Raw genomic sequence first — 18,388 nt, forward strand, 5'->3', positions numbered from 1 at the left:
CGAATGCCCTTACGCGAGCCCTGTTTCCGCGTCGAGGGGGCGGCGGGCGAAACGATTAGCGTCGGCGGCGAGCGCCGGCTCGAAATAGCCGCCGCCCGACGATCGGGACCGGCGGCGAGCGGGGGTCTGCGCCGGCGGGCTGTCACGGTCGTCGCCCTGGCGGGCGCGCAGCAGCAGACGCGGCGGGCTTGTCATCTCCGGCGTGATCAGCAGCGTCCCGGTTCCGGCGTCGCGGGCCGTCCAGGCCGAGATCAGGAAGGCGAAGGTCAGGGCCAGGGCCGGCGTCGCGACCCAGGCGAAGGCGGCGGGCTCGAAGGCCAGGCTGATGACGACCAGCATCAAGCCGAACGCCAGTTCCGTCCGATGCCGCCGCAGCGCCTCGCCCAGCGGCAGGCCGTCGACACACCGGCGCTGGGCCGCCCAGCCGGAGTCGCGGCCGCTGAGCACTTCCAGCACGGCGCGGGTCTGAGCGAACAGGATCACCGGCGCGATCAGGCTAGAGACCAGGGTCTCCAGGGCGACCCCGGCCAGCGCCGTTCGGGCGCCGCCGAAGCCCTCGGCGCGGCCCTGGCGCAGCGCCGCGCCCCAGGCCAGCAGCTTGGGAACGATCAGGAAGGCCAGCGACAGGCCGAACACGCCCCAGAGCTTCGGCTCCAGGAAGGCCGAGGCCGTGGCCTGGGCCGCGCCGCCCAGGGTCGGAAAGGCGGCCAGCAGCAGGCCGATCGTCAGCAGGGCCAGCCACAGCGGCGCGGTCAGGTAGGTGGAAAAGCCACGTAGCAGATGGAAGCGGCTGACGGGGTGCAGGCCCCGGGCGGCCACCACGCCGATGTGCTGCAGGTTGCCCTGGCACCAGCGGCGATCGCGGACGATCTGGTCGATCAGGGTGGGCGGGCCTTCCTCGTAGCTGCCACCCAGGTCGGGCGCCAGGCGCACCTGCCAGCCGGCGCGGCGCAGCAGGGCCGCCTCGACGAAGTCGTGGCTCATGATCGCGCCGCCGAACGGACGCGGTCCGCGCAGATGCGGCAGGCCGGCCTGCTCGGCGAAGGCGCGCACCCGGATGATCGCATTGTGCCCCCAGTAGCTGGACTCCGCACCGCTCCACCATTCCAGACCGCGCGCGAACATCGGGCCGTACAGGCGGCTGGCGAATTGTTCGATGCGGGCGAACAGGGTGCGGCCGTTGACGATGGTCGGCACGGTCTGGATCAAGCCGACGCCGGGCGATCGCTCCATGGCGGCGGCCAGGCGCGTCAGGGTCTCGCCGGTCATCAGGCTGTCGGCGTCCAGCACCACCATGTGCGCGTAGGCCCCGCCGAAGCGCCGGACCCAGTCGGCGATGTTGCCGGCCTTGCGATCGGTGTTCTCGGCGCGGCGGCGATAATAGACCCGGACGCGGCCGCCGAAGCGGGCGCGCAGTTGGTCGTAGGCGGCCCGCTCGTCGGCGGCGATGGCGGCCACGCGGGTGTCGCTGAGCACGAAGAGATCGAAATGCTCCGCCGCGCCGACCGCCTGGATCGACTCCAGCATGGCTTCGAGGCGCGCGAACACCGGGCCGACGGCCTCGTTGTAAACCGGAGCTAGGATGGCGTTGCGGCGAGTAAGGAACGGCGGCGGTCCGAGACGGCGCGGCGCGGGCCCTTCGCGCCACAGCGCGACGAAGCCGGCGAACGCCGAGGCGAATGAGAAGGCCGTCCACGCGAACAGGCTGGCGAACAGCGGCAGCTCGATCCATTCGAGCGGGGTCAGGCGATCGACGGCGAAGGCCTGCAAAATGACCAGCGTCGCGGCCAGGGTCAGGACCAAGGTGACGCCGACCAGCGCCACGCGACGGCGCAGGCGGCGGCTCGACCGGATCGGTCTTGGGATCGGCGCCACGCCCAGGCGCTGGGCCGGCATCGCTATCGGACAATCCGGCGGAATTGTGTCGCGATCTGGGGGCGGGGGAGCGAGTTCAGCGAGACGGGACGAAGCGCGTTGAACTCTGGTGACCAAAGTATCGGTCCTGTTACAGCACTGAAACCGTGGCCTCTAAGGCGTGGCGGCGCGACTAGTTCCCTCCGGTCGCGGGGAAAATCAGGGCGGTCCAGGTTTCGCTGATCGGGCGCCCGTTTTGGCGCAGCACGACGCGCACATCGACCGGTTCCTGACCATCTGGCGCGACGTCGAAGGTCACGCGCCACAGGGCCTCGGGGCCGGTTTCGTGCCGGGCGCCCGGATAGTGCGACAGCAGCCTGATCTGGCCGTTGCGAGCGGTCACGTCGGCCTGGATGTCGATGGCGGCGCGCAGGGCCAGCAGGTTCCCGCCCCGGAACTCGACATCGATCTTGCGGCTGCCGGGCGCCGCGCCGTCGCGGCCGGGTTCGCCGGGCGCGCCCGAGCGGGTGGCGACCACGTGGGCGAGTTCCGCGCCTTGCGCCTGGACCGGCGGCGCGTCCCGCGTCCAGGATAGCCGGTAGCGCAGGTCGATCGCGGTCCCGGCCTTGACCGGCGCCTCTGGGGTCCAGAAGGCGACGATGTTGTCGTTGGTCTCGTTGGCGGTGGGGATTTCGACCAGGCGGATCGAGCCCTTGCCCCAGGCGCCGACGGGCTCGACCCAGACGCTGGGCCGGCGATCCATGTGCGCCTGCTCGTCGTGATAGTGGTCGAAGTCGCGGTCGCGCTGGATCAGGCCAAAGCCGCGCGGATTGTCGTCGGCGAAGGTGCTGGTCACTACGCGGCCGGGATTGGTCAGCGGTCGCCACAGGCGCTCGCCGGCGCCGTTCCAGATGGCCAGGCCATCGGAATCGTGGACCTCGGGTCGCCAGTCCGGCCCTCGGATCGCGCGATCCTCGCCGTACCAGAACATGCTGGTCAGGGGCGCGAAGCCGATCTGGTCGAAGGCCCGGCGGAAATAGACGGCGGCCTCGACGTCCTGCGCCAGCTCCAGGCCCCGGCGGGTGTTGACGAAGCGAAACGCCCCGACCATCCCCGGGCTCTCCATCAGGGCGTTGACGACCAGGCGTCCGGCGCCGTCGCGCTCCAGCCACACCTCGCGGAAGTCGGGAAATTCCTCCGGCTGAACGGCGTAGGTGTCGGCCGCGACGCCGCGCGCCGACAGGCCGTACTGGCCGAACGGCGAGGGCGAGCGGAAATAGGACGCGCCCTGGAACACCAGCCACTCGCCCCGATCGTCGCGGCTGATGGCCCGAAACCCCGCGAAGCCGGCGTCGGCCGGGAGGGCCCGGATCGGACTGTCCGCCGGCGAGGAGAACATCGTCGGGTCGTAGGCCAGGGGGCGGGCCAAGCCGTTCTCGACCAGGTGGATGGCGACCGCGCGCGGCGCTCCGCGGCTGAGGGGGAACAGCTCGATCCCCCAGTCGTCGCCCCACAGTGGGATCTTCTCGCGATAGAAGCCCACGGCGTGGACGGCCTCGTAGTCCATCGCCTCCACCTGGGCGGGCGGCGCGGGCGAGGCGACATAGGCGCGTCCGGCCAGGTCGCGGGCGCGCGCCCGGACCGTCTCGAACGAGAAGGCGTCAGATGTCTGGGCCCGCGCCCCGACGGGGGGCATGGCGCCCGCGGCCAGCAGCATCAGGGCCGCCCGGCGATCAAGCGTCGGCAAGGATACCTCGAGATGGGAAGCGTCTGGGGAGGACGCACTGCAAGCCTAACGCCCGAAGCCGCGCGTCGCCATCGCCGAACGTCGCGAAAAGGCGGTTAGCCCGCCGATCCGGGCGCGGCGCGGCGGTAGCGCGGCAGGTCGAGGCCGTGCCGCTCGACCTTGTCGTAGAAGGTCTTGCGCGGGATCTTCAGGATCTCCAGCGCCGAGCGGACGTCGCCGGCGCAGGCCGCCAGGGTCTCGGCCAGCAGGTGGGCCTCGTAGGTCGCGACCCGCTCTGGCAGCGAGCGCGGTTCGGCCGGGTCGACATGGGCGTCGCCGGCCAAGCCCAGGGCGACGCGCTGGGCGTAGTGGCTCAGCTCCCGCACATTGCCCGGCCAGTCGTGATTCAAGAGACGCCAGCGCACGGCGTCGTCGATCGACGGCGGCGGACGGTCCAGGCGCTCACTGGCCCGGGCCAGGAAGTGGGCGAACAGCAGCGTGACGTCCTCGCGCCGCTCGCGCAGCGGCGGGATGCGGATGCGCACCACGTCCAGGCGATGGAAGAGATCCTGGCGAAAGGCCCCTGAGGCCACGGCGTCGGCCAGGGCCGGCTTGGCGGCGGCGACGACGCGGATGTCCAGCGTATGGGCGCGGTTGGAGCCCAGCGGCGTGATCTCGCGCTCCTCCAGCACGCGTAGGAACTTGCCCTGCGCGTCCAGGGCCAGGGTCTCGATCTCGTCCAGGAACAGCGTGCCGCGATCGGCCTGCTGGATGCGGCCCACCCGCTGGCGCATCGCGCCGTTGAAGGCGCCCAGCTCGTGGCCGAAGAGCTCGCTGTCCAGGGTCGAGGCGGGCAGGGCGGCGCAGTCGACGGCGACGAAGTCGCGGTCGCGGCGGCGTCCCCAGTTGTGCAGGGCCCGCGCCGCCAGCTCCTTGCCGACCCCGGTCTCGCCCTCCAGCAGCACGTCGACATCGGCGCTGGCCAGCTGGCGCAGGGTGGACCTCAGCCTTTCCATCACCGGCGTCTGGCCGATCAGGGGCCAGTCGGACTGCGCCGCCGCCGCAGCCGCGCGCAGCTGGCGGTTCTCCAGGATCAGGCGGCGCTTCTCCAGGGCGCGCCGGACGCTGCTGACCAGCCGTTCGGGCGCATAGGGCTTGGCCACGAAGTCGTAGGCCCCCTCGTGCATGGCCTCGACCGCCTCGGCGACGTCGGCATGGCCGGTGATCAGGATCACCGGCAGGTCGGCGTCCTCCTCGCGCAGGCGGCGGAACAGCTGGCGGCCGTCCATGTTGGGCATGCGGATGTCGCTGACCACCACGCCCGGGAAGTCGGCGGTCAGGGCCGCGATCGCGGACGCGGCAGCGTCGAACGCCAGGACCTCGAAGCCGGCCAGCTGCAGCGTCTGGACATTGGCGCCGCGCAGGGCGTCGTCGTCGTCGATGAAGGCGACCTGGTTGACGGAGCTGTGCATCTAGCGCGCCTTGGGCAGGGAAATGACGAACCGCGCGCCGGCCGGGGCGTCGGGATCGAGGGAGAGGTCGCCGCCGAACTCGGCGACGATGTCGCGGCTGATCACCAGCCCCAGGCCCAGGCCGCGCGGCTTGGTGGTGGCGAAGGGGGTGAACAGGGTCTTGGCCGCCTGCGGCGCCAGCCCCGGACCGTTGTCGGCGATGGCGATGCGGATCTGCGCGCGCTTGGCGGTCACCTGGATGGCGATCTCCGGAGCGGTGGTGTTTTCCAGCGCCTCGATGGCGTTCTGCAGCAGGTTGACCAGCACCTGCTCCAGTCGGAACCGCTCGGCCATGACCAGGGCCTGCTCGTCGCCCTCGCGGCGGACGACGGCCACGCCGGTCTGGCGCAGGCGGGGACCCACCAGCAGCAGGGCGCCTTCGACCGCGTCGCGGACGGCGACCGGCGCGGCCGGCGCGCTGGTCTTGCGGGCGAAGGCGCGCAGCTCGTCGGTGATCAGGCCGATCCGGTCGGTGAGGCCGGAGATCAGGCCCAGATTGCTGCGGGTGGTCGCCGCGTCGGCGCGGTCCAGGAAGACCACGGCGTTGTCGGCATAGGCGCGGATGGCGGCCACCGGCTGGTTGATCTCATGGGCGACCCCGGCCGCGATCTGGCCCAGGGTCGCCAGCTTGTTGGACTGCACCAGCTCGTCGCGCATCAGGTGGACGTGGGCCTCGGCCCGGCGGCGCTCCTCCATCTCGACGGTCAGGCGGCGGTTGGACTTGCGCAGTTCGGCGGTGCGCGCCTCGACCCGGGTTTCCAGCTCGGCGCGGGCGGCTTCCTGGCGGGCGGCGCGCAGGCTGGCCTGGCCGCGCCAGCGCAGCACCGCGCCGGCCACGCCACAGATCCCCAAGCCGACCAGCAGGGCCACGGCGCGCGCGCCGGCGACGGCGTTGCTGAGGATCGAGCTGGTCGGCGTCAGGGTGAAGACCGTCCAGCCCGCCGCGCCCAGATCGGCGCCGGCGGCCATATAGCGGGCCGGCGCCTGGCCGGGAACGGCGGCGAGGGTCAGGTGGGGCGGCCGGCCGGGCGCGATGGCGGGCCGGGCGTCCAGCAGGGTGAAGGGCGCTTCGCCGAAGCGATGTTCGGCCCGCAGGCGGCGCTGCTCGGCCTGGGGCAGGGGCGTCAGGGTCGAGAACCGCCAGCTTGGGATCGAGGTCACCAGGATCACGCCGCGCGGATCGGCGGCGAAGGCCGGCTCGGCCGCTGACCAGTCGGCCTCCAGGGCCTCGAACTCGACCTTGACCACGACGACGCCCAGCATGCCGTCCGGATCTTCAATGCGGCGCGACATGAACAGGCCAGGCCGGCGGCTGACCGTGCCCAGGGCGAACAGCTCGGCCACCCCGGCTTGGCGTGCGTCGCGGAAATAGGGCCGGAAGCTGTAGTCGGAGCCGACGAAGCTGGTCGGCTGACGCCAGTTGCTGGCGGCGATGGTCATGCCCCGGGCGTCCAGCACATAGATCACCGCCGCGCGCGTGCCGCCGCTGAGGGTCTCGAGCTTGCGGTTGAGGGCGTCGACGCCGCGCGGGTCGGGCCGCCGCAGCACCATGGCCACGTCGGGGTCCTGGGCGAGCACGAAGGGCAGCGAGCGATGCTTGGCCAGCTCGCTGCGCAGCACGGCGGCGTGCAGGGCGGCCGAGGCCTGGGCCTGGCGGGCGAGGTCGGCGGTGGCGCGCCGCTCGGCCGCCGCGCCGGCGATCCACACGGCTGCGCCCAGCAGAACCGTACAGAGAGCCAGGAACAGCGCCCAGCGGCGCACGATCGGATCGGCCAGATTCGGCGCGAACGGCCTGGTCATCGGTGCGGTCTCGGCAATGTGTGCGGATTTTCGCACAAATCGCCAAATCCCGAGCGGAAAATCGCCACGCCTGGCGTCTTTCGATGTGGTGCGAAAGTAGCAAACATCAATGAAATCAAGGCCAGGAAGCTTCGGCTTGGCGTGCTTGCGCCGCTTCTCCGCAACAAGGATCGTCTAACCAAGCGTCTTCGCAAAGGGACGCAGGACGGAAACGCGGCCGATCGGCCAGCCACGAGGCGCCAGTGCAGACGATCCCTCAGACCGCCTCCGCGCGGCCCAAGCCGTTCTATCGACACCTGTACTTCCAGGTGCTGGTCGCCATTGTGCTGGGCGCGACCATCGGCCATTTCTGGCCGAGCCTGGGCGAGAGCCTCAAGCCGCTGGGCGACGGGTTCATCAAGCTGGTCAAGATGATCATCGCGCCGGTGATCTTCCTGACGGTGGTCACCGGCATCGCCGGCATGCGCGACCTGGACAAGGTGGGCCGGGTGGCCGTGAAGGCCTTCGTCTATTTCCTGGTGTTCTCGACCCTGGCCCTGATCATCGGCCTGGTCGTCGCCAACGTCGTCCATCCGGGCGCGGGCATGAACATCGATCCGGCCACGCTGAACACCACCAAGATCGCCGCCTACGAGGCCAAGGCCCACGACCAGACCATCGTCGGCTTCCTGCTGCACATCATTCCCGACACCGTGGTCAGCGCCTTCGCCGAGGGCGAGATCCTGCAGGTGCTGTTCTTCTCGATCCTGTTCGGCCTGTCGCTGGCGATGATCGGCGATCGCGGCCAGCCGGTGCTGACCCTGCTGGAATCGGTGGCCGAGGCCTTCTTCCGCCTGGTGCACGTCTTGATGAAGGCCGCGCCGATCGGGGCCTTCGGGGCCTTCGCCTTCACCATCGGCAAGTACGGCATCGGCTCGATCGCCAACCTCGCCGCGCTGGTGGCGACCTTCTACCTGACCTCGATCTTCTTCGTGGTGGTGATCCTGGGCGTGGTGGCCAAGGTCAACGGCTTCTCGATCTTCAAGCTGATCCGCTACCTGAAGGCCGAGCTGCTGCTGGTGCTGGGCACATCCTCGTCCGAGGCGGCCCTGCCCAGCCTGATCGAGAAGCTGGAAAAGGCCGGCTGCCCCAAGTCCGTTGTCGGGCTGGTGGTGCCGCTGGGCTATTCGTTCAATCTGGACGGCACCAACATCTACATGACCCTTGCGGCGCTGTTCATCGCCCAGGCGTGCGGCGTGCACCTGTCCTGGAGCGACCAGGCCCTGCTTCTGGGCGTGGCGATGCTGAGCTCCAAGGGGGCGGCCGGCGTCACCGGCGCGGGCTTCATCACCCTGGCGGCTACGCTGTCGGTGGTGCCCTCGGTGCCGGTGGCCGGCATGGCCCTGATCCTGGGCGTCGACCGTTTCATGTCCGAGTGCCGGGCGCTGACCAACTTCATGGGCAACGCCGTGGCCACCATCGTCGTCTCGCGCTGGGAGAAGGGCCTGGACGCCGACCAGCTGCGCAACGCCCTCGATCCCGATCCCGCCGCCTTGCAGATCCTGGCGGCCAGCGAGGTCAGGCCCTAGCGGCCAGGCTTCGACCGACAACCATCAAAACAAGAACATTGGGGAGCTAACATGATCATCAACACCCGCCACAGGTTCGTCCACGGCGCGGCCCTGGCCGGCTTGCTGCTGGCCACCGCCGCCCAAGCCCAGCAGGCCCCGGCCGGCGACGAAGCGGTCAAGGTCGAGGAAATCGTCGTGGTCGGCAGCCAGATCAAGGGCGCCAAGACCACGGCCGCCCTGCCGGTCACGGTGATGGACAACAGCCAGATCGCCGCCACGGGCGCGGTGTCGGGCGACGACCTGTTCCGCTCGATACCGATCATGGGCGACGTGTTCATCAACCCCAGCAACGCGGCTCAGACCAGCAACTCCACGCGCGGCGACGTCAACTCGATCAACCTGCGCAGCCTGGGCATCGGCAACACCCTGGTGCTGCTGAACGGCCGCCGCCTGGTCTCGCACCCGACCAGCCAGTCGTCGGGCACCGTGCCGCTGCTGGGCTACAACGCCAACGCCATACCGACCGCCAATCTGGAGCGCCTGGAAATCCTGCGCGACGGCGCGGCCGCCATCTACGGCGCCGACGCGGTGGCGGGCGTGGTCAACACCGTGCTGCAAACGAATTTCGACGGCCTGACCATGGACGCCCAATACGGCTGGGCAGAGGGCACGCACCGCAAGGAGTTCAGCGGCAACATCTTCGCCGGGACCAACTTCGCCGACGGCCGGGGCAACATCTCGCTGAACGCCAACTTCACCGAGCGCGCGGCCCAACTGCCCTCCGACATGCCCTATACGGCGACCCAGGACCTGCGGCCGCTGTTCGCCGGCTATGCCGACTACGCCGCCAGCGCCGCCCCGGACAACCGCGGCAACCAGAACTCGTTCGCCAATGTCACGGTGTTCGGCACGACCACGGCGATCCGCCAGGGCACGGTCGCCATCACCACGGCGGCCGGCGCGACCCACATCCAGCCCAACACCATCGCCGGCTGCGCCGCCCAGCTGGCCAACGGCCTGTGCCTGGGCACGGGCAACCTAGCCACCGGCAGCACCGCCAACGCCTATCGCTACAACGCGCCGCAGAACGACGCCACGACCGTAGCCCCGAAGATCAGCCGCCAGAACGTCTTCTTCAACGCCCACTACGACATCAGCGACACCCTGACCGCCTATGGCGAACTGGGCCTCTATCACGCGGAGTCCGAGGGGCGCACGACCCAGGGCACCAGCCTGGTGGCCATCGGCGTGCCGGCGTCCAACTACTGGAACCCCTTCGGCCCGGTGACCTTCGCCGACGGCTCGGTCAATCCCAACCGCCTGCCCAACCTGACCAATGTGCCGGTCACGGGTCGCGCGGTGACCTTCACCAACTACCGCTTCAACGACCTGGGCCCGAGCAAGGTGGAGGTCGAGAACTATCAGACCCGCTTCCTCGCCGGCCTGAAGGGCGACAAGTTCGGCTGGTCATGGGACTCGGCGCTGCTCTATTCGAAGGCCGACGCCAAGGACGAGTCCGACGGCATCGATAGCAAGAAGCTGGCCGCCCAACTGGCCCTGTCGACCCCCGACGCCTACAACCCCTTCAACGGCGGCTGTCTGGACGGGGAAGGCGGCCGCGACTGCACGCCCAGCTCGAAGGCCGCGCTGGACGCCATCCGCTTCCGCCTGAAGCGCCACTCGACCACCACCCTGACCCTGGCCGACTTCAAGGTCTCCAAGCCCGACCTGCTGACCATCTGGTCGGGCGATGTCGGCGTCGCCGCCGGCGTCGAGTATCGCCACGAGACCCAGCAGGACCGTCGCGATCCGCAGCTGGACGGCCGCACGCCCTTCACCGATCCGGTGACCGGCGCGACCAGCAACAGCAATGTCACGGGCGTCAACGACACCCCCAGCACCAAGGGCTCGCGCGACGTCGGCTCGGCCTTCATCGAGCTCGCCGTGCCGCTGGTCTCGCCGGACATGAACATCCCGCTAGTGCGTCGCGTCGACGTCCAGCTGGCCGGCCGCTTCGAGCAGTACAGCGACTTCGGATCGGTCGCGAAGCCCAAGATCGCCTTCGCCTGGGACGTCGTCGACGGCGTGCGGGTGCGCGGCTCCTGGCAGCAGGGCTTCCGGGCTCCCAACCTGGAAACCACCAACCCGTTCAGCTATTCGCGGACCAACACCGTCACCGACTACTACCGCTGCGAGGCCGATCTGCGGGCCGGCCGCATCGCCACTTTCGGGGCCTGCTCGCGCGGCGTCGGCATCCGCTTCACCACGGCCGGCAACCCCGACCTGAAGGCCGAGGAGAGCGAGAACTACTCGATCGGCCTGGTGCTGCAGCCGACCTTCATTCCCGATCGCTTCGGTCGCTTCACCTTCACGATCGACCGCTGGCAGATCAAGCAGGACGGCATCGTCGGCACCCTGGGCTCGTCCAACATCGCCATCCAGGACTACCTGGCGCGCGTGAGCGGCTCCAACAACGCCAACGTCATCCGCGCCGCCCCGACCGTCGACGACGTCGCCTTCTTCGCCGGCACCGGCCTGACGCCGGTCGGCCAGATTCTGGAGATCCGCGACCAGTTCAAGAACCTGCAGCCGCAGACCGTCAGCGGCGTCGACATCGGCCTCAACTGGAGCCAGCGCACCGAGAACCTCGGCCGCTTCACGCTCGATATCGACGCCAGCTACATGGACAAGTTCGGCCAGCAACTGGCCCCGCCGGTCCAGGCGCTGTTCGACGCCCGCGCCGCCGGCACGATCAATGCGGCCACGCCGCTGACCGACGTGGGCGATCTGCTGCGCAAGAACGGCAAGCCGGAATGGAAGGGCACGGGCACGCTGACCTGGCGCAAGGGGCCCTACCAGGTGGGCGGTTCGGTGATCTACACCGGCTCGGTCCAGGACACCGACTTCCTGGCCGCCGACGGCACGCCCTGGACGGTCCGGTCGCAGACGACCGCCAACCTCTATGTCCAGTACCGGTTCGAGAAAAAGGACGGTTTGCTCTCCGAGACCCGCTTCCGCCTGGGCGCCCGCAACATCTTCGACAAGGATCCGCCCCTGTCGTCGAGCGGCTATATCGGCTCGCTCTACAACCCCTATGCCCGCTACTGGTACCTCAACGTCAGCAAGTCGTTCTGACGTTCGAGCCGCGACCGGTCGCCTCGCTCCCCCGCAGCGCGACCGGTCGCCCCTTCCGTTTCCCGTGTGAGTTCGGCCTGACCATGACGCCCCTGATCCGCACCGTTCGACGCGCCGCCCTGGCGCTGGGCCTGACCCTGGTCGCGGGCGCGGCCCAGGCGCAGGAGGCCAGGGCCTGCCCGGATGACCTGCCCGCCGAGACCCGCTGCTTCGCCGGCCAGGACGCCAACGGCGCCTATTACTGGATCGCCGTTCCCAAGGCCTGGAACGGGACGCTGGTGCTTCACACCCATGGCGGCCCGCGCCTGAAGGCGCCCAAGCCCAACGACGCCCTGGAGGACCTCGAGCGCTTCTCGGTGACGGTCAAGGAGGGCTACGCCTGGGCCGGGTCGAACTATCGACGCGCCGGCTTTGGCGCCCGCAGCGCGGCGGAGGACAGCGACACCCTGCGCAGGATCTTCTGGGACAGGTTCGGCCGTCCCAAGCGCACGATCCTGCACGGCCAGTCCTGGGGCGGCAACGTCGCGGCCAAGACCGCCGAACTCTACGGAAAGGGCGCGGACGGCAAGCCGGTCTATGACGGCGTCATCCTGACCAGCGGCGTGCTGGGCGGCGGCACGGTCTCGTACGACTTCCGCGCCGACCTGCGGGCCGTCTACCAGTACTATTGCGGCAACCATCCGGCGGCGGGGGAGCCGGCCTATCCGCTGTGGCAGGGCCAGCCTGTTGGCTCGACCCTGAAGAACAAGGACCTGGACGAGCGACTGAACGCCTGCACGGGCGTCGGCAAGCCCGCCGCCGAGCGCACGCCCCAGCAGGCGCGCAATCTGAAGAACATCCTGGCGGTGACCCGCATTCCCGAGCGGACCCTGGACAGTCACCTGGCCTGGGCCACCTTCACCTTCGCCGACATCGTCAACCTGCGTCTGGGCGGCACGAACCCGTTCTCGAACGTCGGGGTGAAGTACGCCGGCTCCGACGACGACAAGGCGCTGAACAAGGGCGTGCCGCGCTTCGCCGCCGATCCGGTCGGGGTCCAGCGGCTATCGGAAGACAGCGATCTCACGGGCAAGCTGATCGTCCCGACCCTGACGATGCACGCCATCGACGACCCGACCGCCTTCGTCGAACTGGAGAGCGTCTTCCGCGACACGGTCGCCAAGGCGGGCGCCTCGGACCTGCTGGTCCAGTCGTTCACCGATGAGCACGAGCACAGCAAGCTGGCGACGCCGGAATATGCGGCCTTGCTGCGGGCCATGACCGCCTGGATCGAGCACGGCGACAAGCCGAGCCCGGCCTCGCTGGCCGCCGGCTGCCAGGCGGCCGTGGCGACCTATGGCGAGGCCTGTCACTTCCAGGTCGGCTACCAGCCGCCGCCGCTGTCGGCGCGCAGCTATCCGCGCGCCAAGCCGGGCCTGACGTCCCGCCGCTAGCGCCTAGTTCAGGCGCAGCCTGGCGGCGATGGCCGACCAGGGGACCAGCTTGAAGTTCTGGTGCTCGGGCGGGGAGACGTTGCGGCCGTCCTGGGCGACGAAGGCGCCGCCCTCCAGGCCCGCGCCGAGCGCGGCGGAGGTGACGTCGAGGCCGTCAGTCTCCGAGACGCCGTCGATGCCGGTCGCGCCGTCGGCGATCACCGCGAAGCTGCCGACATAGGCGTTGTCGCCCTCGCGCCGGAACACCGCATAGCTGTCGTTGCCCTGGCTGGAGACGACGACATAGCCCTTGCCGTCCGGCTGGGCGTAGATCCCCACGCCTTCCAGGTCGTCCTTCAGGGCGGGGTTGTCGGCGATGCGAACGACGGCCTTGGGCGCGGCCTTGGTCGAGGGCTCGGCGCCCAGCCGCCACAGCGCGACGTCCTCCTCGGCGACATAGAGCGCGCCGGTCTCGTCGTCGGCGACGCAGCCTTCGGTCTGGGTGTCGAACTTGACGTCGCGCACCTGCTGCGCGCGGACCTTGCCGGCCGGGGTGGCGATCAGCTTCCACTGGCGGACCAGGCCGTCGGGATCGCTGATGAAGACATAGGTCGCGCCCTTGCGGCCCTGGTACATGCACAGGCCGTAGGGATCCGACAGGCCGGTGGCCTGGACGCCGTCGGCGACGCTGGTCAGCTGGCGGGTGTCGGGATCGATCACATAGATCGCGATGGCCTTGCGGGTGCGGTCGCTGGCCGTGACCAGGGTGACGCTCTTGCCGCCCAGCCTGAAGCCGTGGCGCACGTCGACATTGTTCATCTTGCCGTCGGGCAGGTACTGCAGGCGCTTGCCCGACAGATCGTAGACCAACATGCCGCCCTTCTTGTCGGTCGCGATGACGGCGCTCTTGGCCGGGTCGGTCGGGTGGACGTAGATCGCCGGATCGTCGGCGGCGTCGCCGCCGTGGCCGACCGGCTGGGTCTCCATCGTCGGCTGGACCAGGGCCAGCGCGCCGGGCGCCGTGGTCGGGGCGTCGGCGCCCGGCGCGATCTTCAGCGCCGCCGCGACGTCCTTCCACGACAGCAGCTGGGTGTTGGCCCCGGCCTTGCGATCGTCGACCACCAGCAGGGCGCCGGCCGGCAGGTCCGCGCCGATCGGGGCGCGGACGCCGAACAGGCCCGAAGGCTTCTTGAGGATGTCGGCGCCGTCGCGCTGGATGCGGAACGCGCCCAGATATTTGTCGTCGGCGTTGCGGTCATAGACGTTGTAGCCGCCCGCGCCGGCGTTGACGGCCACCAGATAGTCGCCCGTGGCTCCGCCGTTCAGGATCGCCAGGCCGTCGACCTCGCCGGCCAGGCGGCCCAGGCGGTTGATGTCGACGACGGTCGGGACGGCCTCGGCCTCGGGATCGGCGGCGTAGCGCCAGATCCCGACCGCCTTCTGGGCGACATAGAGCGCCCCCGAGGCGTCGTCGGCGACGCAGTACTTGGCCTCGGACGACAGGCGCAGGCTGCGCACCAGGCGGCCGTCCAGCTTGCCGTCGGCGGTGGGATAGAGCAGCCACTGGTCCAGCTGACCCTCGCCGCCCAGGGTGAAGGCGTAGAGCGCGCCGTCGCGGACGCTCTGGCTCACGCACAGGCCTTCGCCGGCATAGCCCAGCAGCAGCGGCTTGGCGTCGACCGCCTGGGCCTGGCCGCTGGCGAAGTCGTAGCGCGACAGGCGCAGGCGGCCGTCCTTGCGGTCCAGCACCGCGATCAGATCGCCGCGTACGTCGACGCCATAGGTCTCGCCGCCGGCCAGGACGCCCTTGCGCGCGCCGTCCAGGCTGTAGAACTCCAGTCCGCCCAGCTCGCCGGTCGCGGCGATGACGCTCTTGCCGGGATCGGCGGCGTTGTAGAGCAGGGCCGCGCCGTTGGCGCCGCCTTGCGCCGTCGGGACGGTCGCTGCGATCGGGGCGACGCTCGCCGTCTGGGCCAGGGCCGGCGCGGCCGTCAGCAGGGCCAGGACGCCGGCGGCGGCGAGGATCGTGCGGCGATGGATCATGGGGCCCCCCGATGGCGCGTCGTCGCGCGGCCCGCCCGCTCTCCGACGTCTCGCCGTCGGAAGCGGCTTATGGCCAGGCTCGAAGACACATTCGTGACAGCCACGGGCGCCGGTGTCGCCTCTCGCCTGCCTCAAAACTATTGAACTGGATAGTTCAATACGTCATGGTCCCGACGCCGACGCGAAGAAGAGATCACAAGGGAGGTCCGGCATGGGTTTCGAACCGTTCAAGACGGGGCTGGCGCTCGCCGTCAGCGCCATGGTCGCCGTCTCGGGCGCAGCGTCGGCCGGGCCGATGATCGCCATCCCCGGCGATCCGGTGGCCACCGCCAGCGGCCAGGTGGCCGGCACGCGGCTGCCGTCCGGGGTGAAAGCCTATCTGGGCGTGCCCTACGCCAAGCCGCCCACCCAGGACCTGCGCTGGAAGCCGCCGCAGCCGATGCGGTGGGACGGCGTCTGGAACGCCGACCGCAAGGGCGCCGAGTGCATCCAGGTGCTGCGCCCCCACGACATCAACCACTACTTCGGCGAGGAGACGACCGGCGAGGACTGCCTCTATCTCAACATCTGGGCGCCGGCCGACGCCAAGCCGGACGCCAAGCTGCCGGTGGTGGTGTTCATCTATGGCGGCGGCGGCACGATCGGCTCGTCGGGCATGGCCAACTACGACGGCGAGAACGTCGCCAAGCGCGGCGCCATCTACGTCAACCTGAACTACCGCGTCGGGGTGATGGGCTTCCTGGCCCATCCGGAGCTGAGCAAGGAGCAGGGCGGCCACTCGGGCAATTACGGCTATCTCGACCAGAACGCCGCCCTGGTCTGGGTGCGCGACAACATCGCCCGGTTCGGCGGCGATCCCGGCAAGGTGGTGATCACCGGCCAGTCGTTCGGCGCCGGCTCGGTCGCCGCACAGGTCTTCAGCCCACTGTCCAAGGGCCTGTTCCGCGGGGCGATGCTGTCCAGCGGCTGCAGCTTCACGGCCGACCCGGTTCCGCTGGCGGCGGGCGAGCAGGTGGGTCTGGACCTGCAAAAGCGCCTGGGCGTCGCCGATCTGGCGGCGATGCGCAACGTGCCCGCCGACCGCATCCTGGCCCAGCAGTCCGAGAGCCAGGTTGGCGCCAGCATCCAGGGCGTGCGCGCGCCGGCGGTGATCGACGGCTACTTCTTCGTCGCCAACAAGGCCGACACCCTGGCCCGCAAGCTGGGCAGCGACGTGCCGATCATCGCCAGCTCGAACGGCGACGACCTGGACGCCGGCCGCAGCCCGCTGACCCGGACCCACACCGTCGCCGACTACGAGGCCGCCGCCCGCAAGATGTACGGCGCGGACGCTGACGCCTTCCTGAAGCTCTATCCGGTCAAGTCCGACGCCGAGGTCCAGGCCGTGGCCCACGCGGCGGCGGCGGAGGCGGGCTTCCTGCAGGCCCACCGTGGCTGCGGCCTGCAGCAGGCCAAGTTCAACACCTCGGCCACCTATGTCGACCTCTTCACCCGCCGGCATCCTTACGCGCCGGGCGTGACCTTCCCCGACCAGGACACCGCCACGGTCGGCGCCTATCACACCGCCGACGTGCCCTACTGGTTCGACACGATGGACAGGTACAACGCCATCCGGACCACCCGGAACTGGACCCCCTATGACCGCGAGCTCAGCGACCGGATGCTGTCGGCGCTGATCGCCATGGCCAACACCGGCTCGCCCAAGTCCGGCAAGCTGGACTGGCCCGCCTGGACCGAGGCCAAGCCGCAGTACCTGGAGTTCGGCGACCAGGTGTCGGTGCGGACCATGCCGCTCAAGCGCATGGACTGGCAGGCCGCGCATCCGCCCGCCGTCCAGCCCGGCGCGCCCGGTCCGGTCCGTCCCCGCGATTAGAAACAACGCCCGGCGAGCGCGGTCCTTTGCGGCCGCGTTCGCCGAACATGACGATCGCCGCAAGACGGCCGTCACAAAATGACTTTAATAGACCCCAACGATGCCGCCAGCGGCTGGGGCGTCGATCCCGAGCGCGCCAAAGGACGCCCGACCATGCTCGATCTCGTCACCGTGACCCCGGAGGAGTTCGCCGACCTGCGCGCCAGCCTTCCGGCCATCACCGATCGCTATCTGTTCGACGTGCTGGGCATCAGCGAGACCACCTGGGTCAAGCTGCGCAAGGGATTGCCGATCAAACGGGTGACGCTGGAGCGGGCCCTGGCCAAGCGCGACCGCTGGCGCGCCATGGGCGGCGCAGGACGCCTGGCGGCCTAGCGCGACCGCTCTCAGGGCGTCAATCGGGCGATTTTCGCTAGCCATGAGGCCCTATGACCGCTAACCGCGCGGCATGATCGGACCTCACCCCTCTGGCGGCTACATCCTGGAAGAACTCGTCGTCGGGATGGTCGCCGAAAAGCGCGTCACCGTCACCGAAGACCGCATCCAGCAGTTCGCCGAAGCCTCGGACGACTTCAACCCCGTGCACATGGACGAGGCGTTCGCCTCGCGCACCGCCTATCGCGGCCGCATCGCCCATGGCCTGCTGTCGGCCTCGTTCGGCTCGGCCCTGGTCGGCACCGTGCTGCCCGGCGCCGGCGCGATCTATCTGAGTCAGACCCTGGCGTTCCACAAACCGGTGCGCATTGGCGACGTCGTGGTCTCGCGCGTCACCGTGTCGGCCATCGACGAGGTCGGCGCGCGGGTCACCCTGCGCTGCGAGGGATTCGTCGGCGAGGATCTGATCATGGACGGCGAGGCCACCGTCCGGGTGCCGCGTCGCCGCCGTCCCGCCAAGACCTGACGCGCCGCGCTCGGCCGGGCGTTGCCTCGGGCCCTAGCCGGCTGCAAGATCGACCTGTTTCCGTGTAGCGAGGTCGGCCATGGATCGGATGATGCTGAGCGTGGGGCGCACGCCCGACGGCGAAAACGTCAGGCTGGAGACGTTGAGGGACGGCAAGGTCGTGGGGCGCATCCTGTTCGACGCCGTCGCGACCGACCAATGTGTCCGCAATATCGCCAAGCACCGCGCCGCCCTGGCCGATACGGTGGCGCCCAGCCTGGATCCCGGCGCGCGGCTGCAGCCGGTGGCCGACGCCGCCTGGGGCGTCTTGCCAGGCAAGGACGGCAAGGTGGTGGTGGCGATGCGCGACCCCGGCCTGGGCTGGTGCAGCTTTTCGATCGATCCCGAACAGGCCAAGGCCATGGCCCGTCGTCTGGAGAAGCTGGCCGAGGACGCCCTCGCCGCCGGCTGAGCAGGTTCGACGCCGGGCAAGCCGACGCCAAAGTCGGCGCTCGAAAAACGCCCAAGCTGGACCTTTGACGACGAATTGCCGTTCCCCTGGGCGGCTTCCGCGCATAATCCTGCCGCCCTTCGACGCGCCCGC

General features: G+C 70.0%; 12 protein-coding genes. 7 read left to right on the top strand and 5 right to left on the bottom strand.

Annotated elements, in window-relative coordinates; all coding sequences use genetic code 11:
* Positions 1-9: 9 nt before the first annotated feature.
* The 4 genes from mdoH to AC1RUS_RS22235 form a co-directional block, all read right to left on the bottom strand.
* Positions 10-1,992 carry a glucans biosynthesis glucosyltransferase MdoH gene (gene mdoH, locus AC1RUS_RS22220; RefSeq protein WP_492918798.1) on the bottom strand — a complete coding sequence of 661 codons (1,983 nt, stop codon included), beginning with the start codon at positions 1,990-1,992 and terminating at the stop codon, positions 10-12.
* A 55-nt stretch (positions 1,993-2,047) separates the two neighbouring features.
* Complete coding sequence (locus AC1RUS_RS22225) at positions 2,048-3,601, bottom strand: OpgD/OpgG family glucan biosynthesis protein (protein ID WP_492918799.1); 1,554 nt, start codon at positions 3,599-3,601, stop codon at positions 2,048-2,050.
* Positions 3,602-3,696: 95 nt separating this feature from the next.
* On the bottom strand, positions 3,697-5,052 hold the full coding sequence (locus AC1RUS_RS22230; protein ID WP_492918800.1) for a sigma-54-dependent transcriptional regulator: 1,356 nt from the start codon (positions 5,050-5,052) through the stop codon (positions 3,697-3,699).
* Positions 5,053-6,891 carry a sensor histidine kinase gene (locus tag AC1RUS_RS22235; protein ID WP_492918801.1) on the bottom strand — a complete coding sequence of 613 codons (1,839 nt, stop codon included), beginning with the start codon at positions 6,889-6,891 and terminating at the stop codon, positions 5,053-5,055.
* 242 nt (positions 6,892-7,133) lie between these two features.
* On the opposite strand from AC1RUS_RS22235, the gene AC1RUS_RS22240 reads away from it, so the two are divergent.
* From AC1RUS_RS22240 to AC1RUS_RS22250, 3 genes are all read left to right on the top strand, one after another.
* Positions 7,134-8,459, top strand: a complete 1,326-nt coding sequence (locus AC1RUS_RS22240) for a dicarboxylate/amino acid:cation symporter (protein WP_492918802.1) — start codon at positions 7,134-7,136, stop codon at positions 8,457-8,459.
* Positions 8,460-8,510: 51 nt separating this feature from the next.
* The gene (locus AC1RUS_RS22245; protein WP_492918803.1) at positions 8,511-11,576 is read left to right on the top strand and encodes a TonB-dependent receptor plug domain-containing protein; all 3,066 of its coding nucleotides are present in this window, start codon (positions 8,511-8,513) and stop codon (positions 11,574-11,576) included.
* A gap of 83 nt (positions 11,577-11,659) precedes the next feature.
* Complete coding sequence (locus AC1RUS_RS22250; RefSeq protein ID WP_492918804.1) at positions 11,660-13,009, top strand: hypothetical protein; 1,350 nt, start codon at positions 11,660-11,662, stop codon at positions 13,007-13,009.
* Positions 13,010-13,012: 3 nt separating this feature from the next.
* On the opposite strand, the gene AC1RUS_RS22255 is transcribed toward AC1RUS_RS22250, so the two are convergent.
* Positions 13,013-15,031, bottom strand: a complete 2,019-nt coding sequence (locus AC1RUS_RS22255) for a phytase (RefSeq protein ID WP_492918805.1) — start codon at positions 15,029-15,031, stop codon at positions 13,013-13,015.
* A 211-nt stretch (positions 15,032-15,242) separates the two neighbouring features.
* Here AC1RUS_RS22255 and AC1RUS_RS22260 point away from each other — a divergent pair, with 211 nt between their 5' ends.
* From AC1RUS_RS22260 to AC1RUS_RS22275, 4 genes are all read left to right on the top strand, one after another.
* Positions 15,243-16,904: a carboxylesterase/lipase family protein gene (locus AC1RUS_RS22260; protein WP_492918806.1), complete on the top strand. Its 1,662-nt coding sequence runs from the start codon at positions 15,243-15,245 to the stop codon at positions 16,902-16,904.
* A gap of 153 nt (positions 16,905-17,057) precedes the next feature.
* Positions 17,058-17,279: a hypothetical protein gene (locus AC1RUS_RS22265; protein WP_492918807.1), complete on the top strand. Its 222-nt coding sequence runs from the start codon at positions 17,058-17,060 to the stop codon at positions 17,277-17,279.
* 73 nt (positions 17,280-17,352) lie between these two features.
* Positions 17,353-17,805 carry a MaoC family dehydratase gene (locus AC1RUS_RS22270; RefSeq protein WP_492918808.1) on the top strand — a complete coding sequence of 151 codons (453 nt, stop codon included), beginning with the start codon at positions 17,353-17,355 and terminating at the stop codon, positions 17,803-17,805.
* A gap of 79 nt (positions 17,806-17,884) precedes the next feature.
* On the top strand, positions 17,885-18,256 hold the full coding sequence (locus tag AC1RUS_RS22275) for a hypothetical protein (RefSeq protein ID WP_492918809.1): 372 nt from the start codon (positions 17,885-17,887) through the stop codon (positions 18,254-18,256).
* Positions 18,257-18,388 lie beyond the last annotated feature (132 nt).

The organism is Caulobacter sp. GW821-FHT10F06 (genome assembly GCF_058809215.1).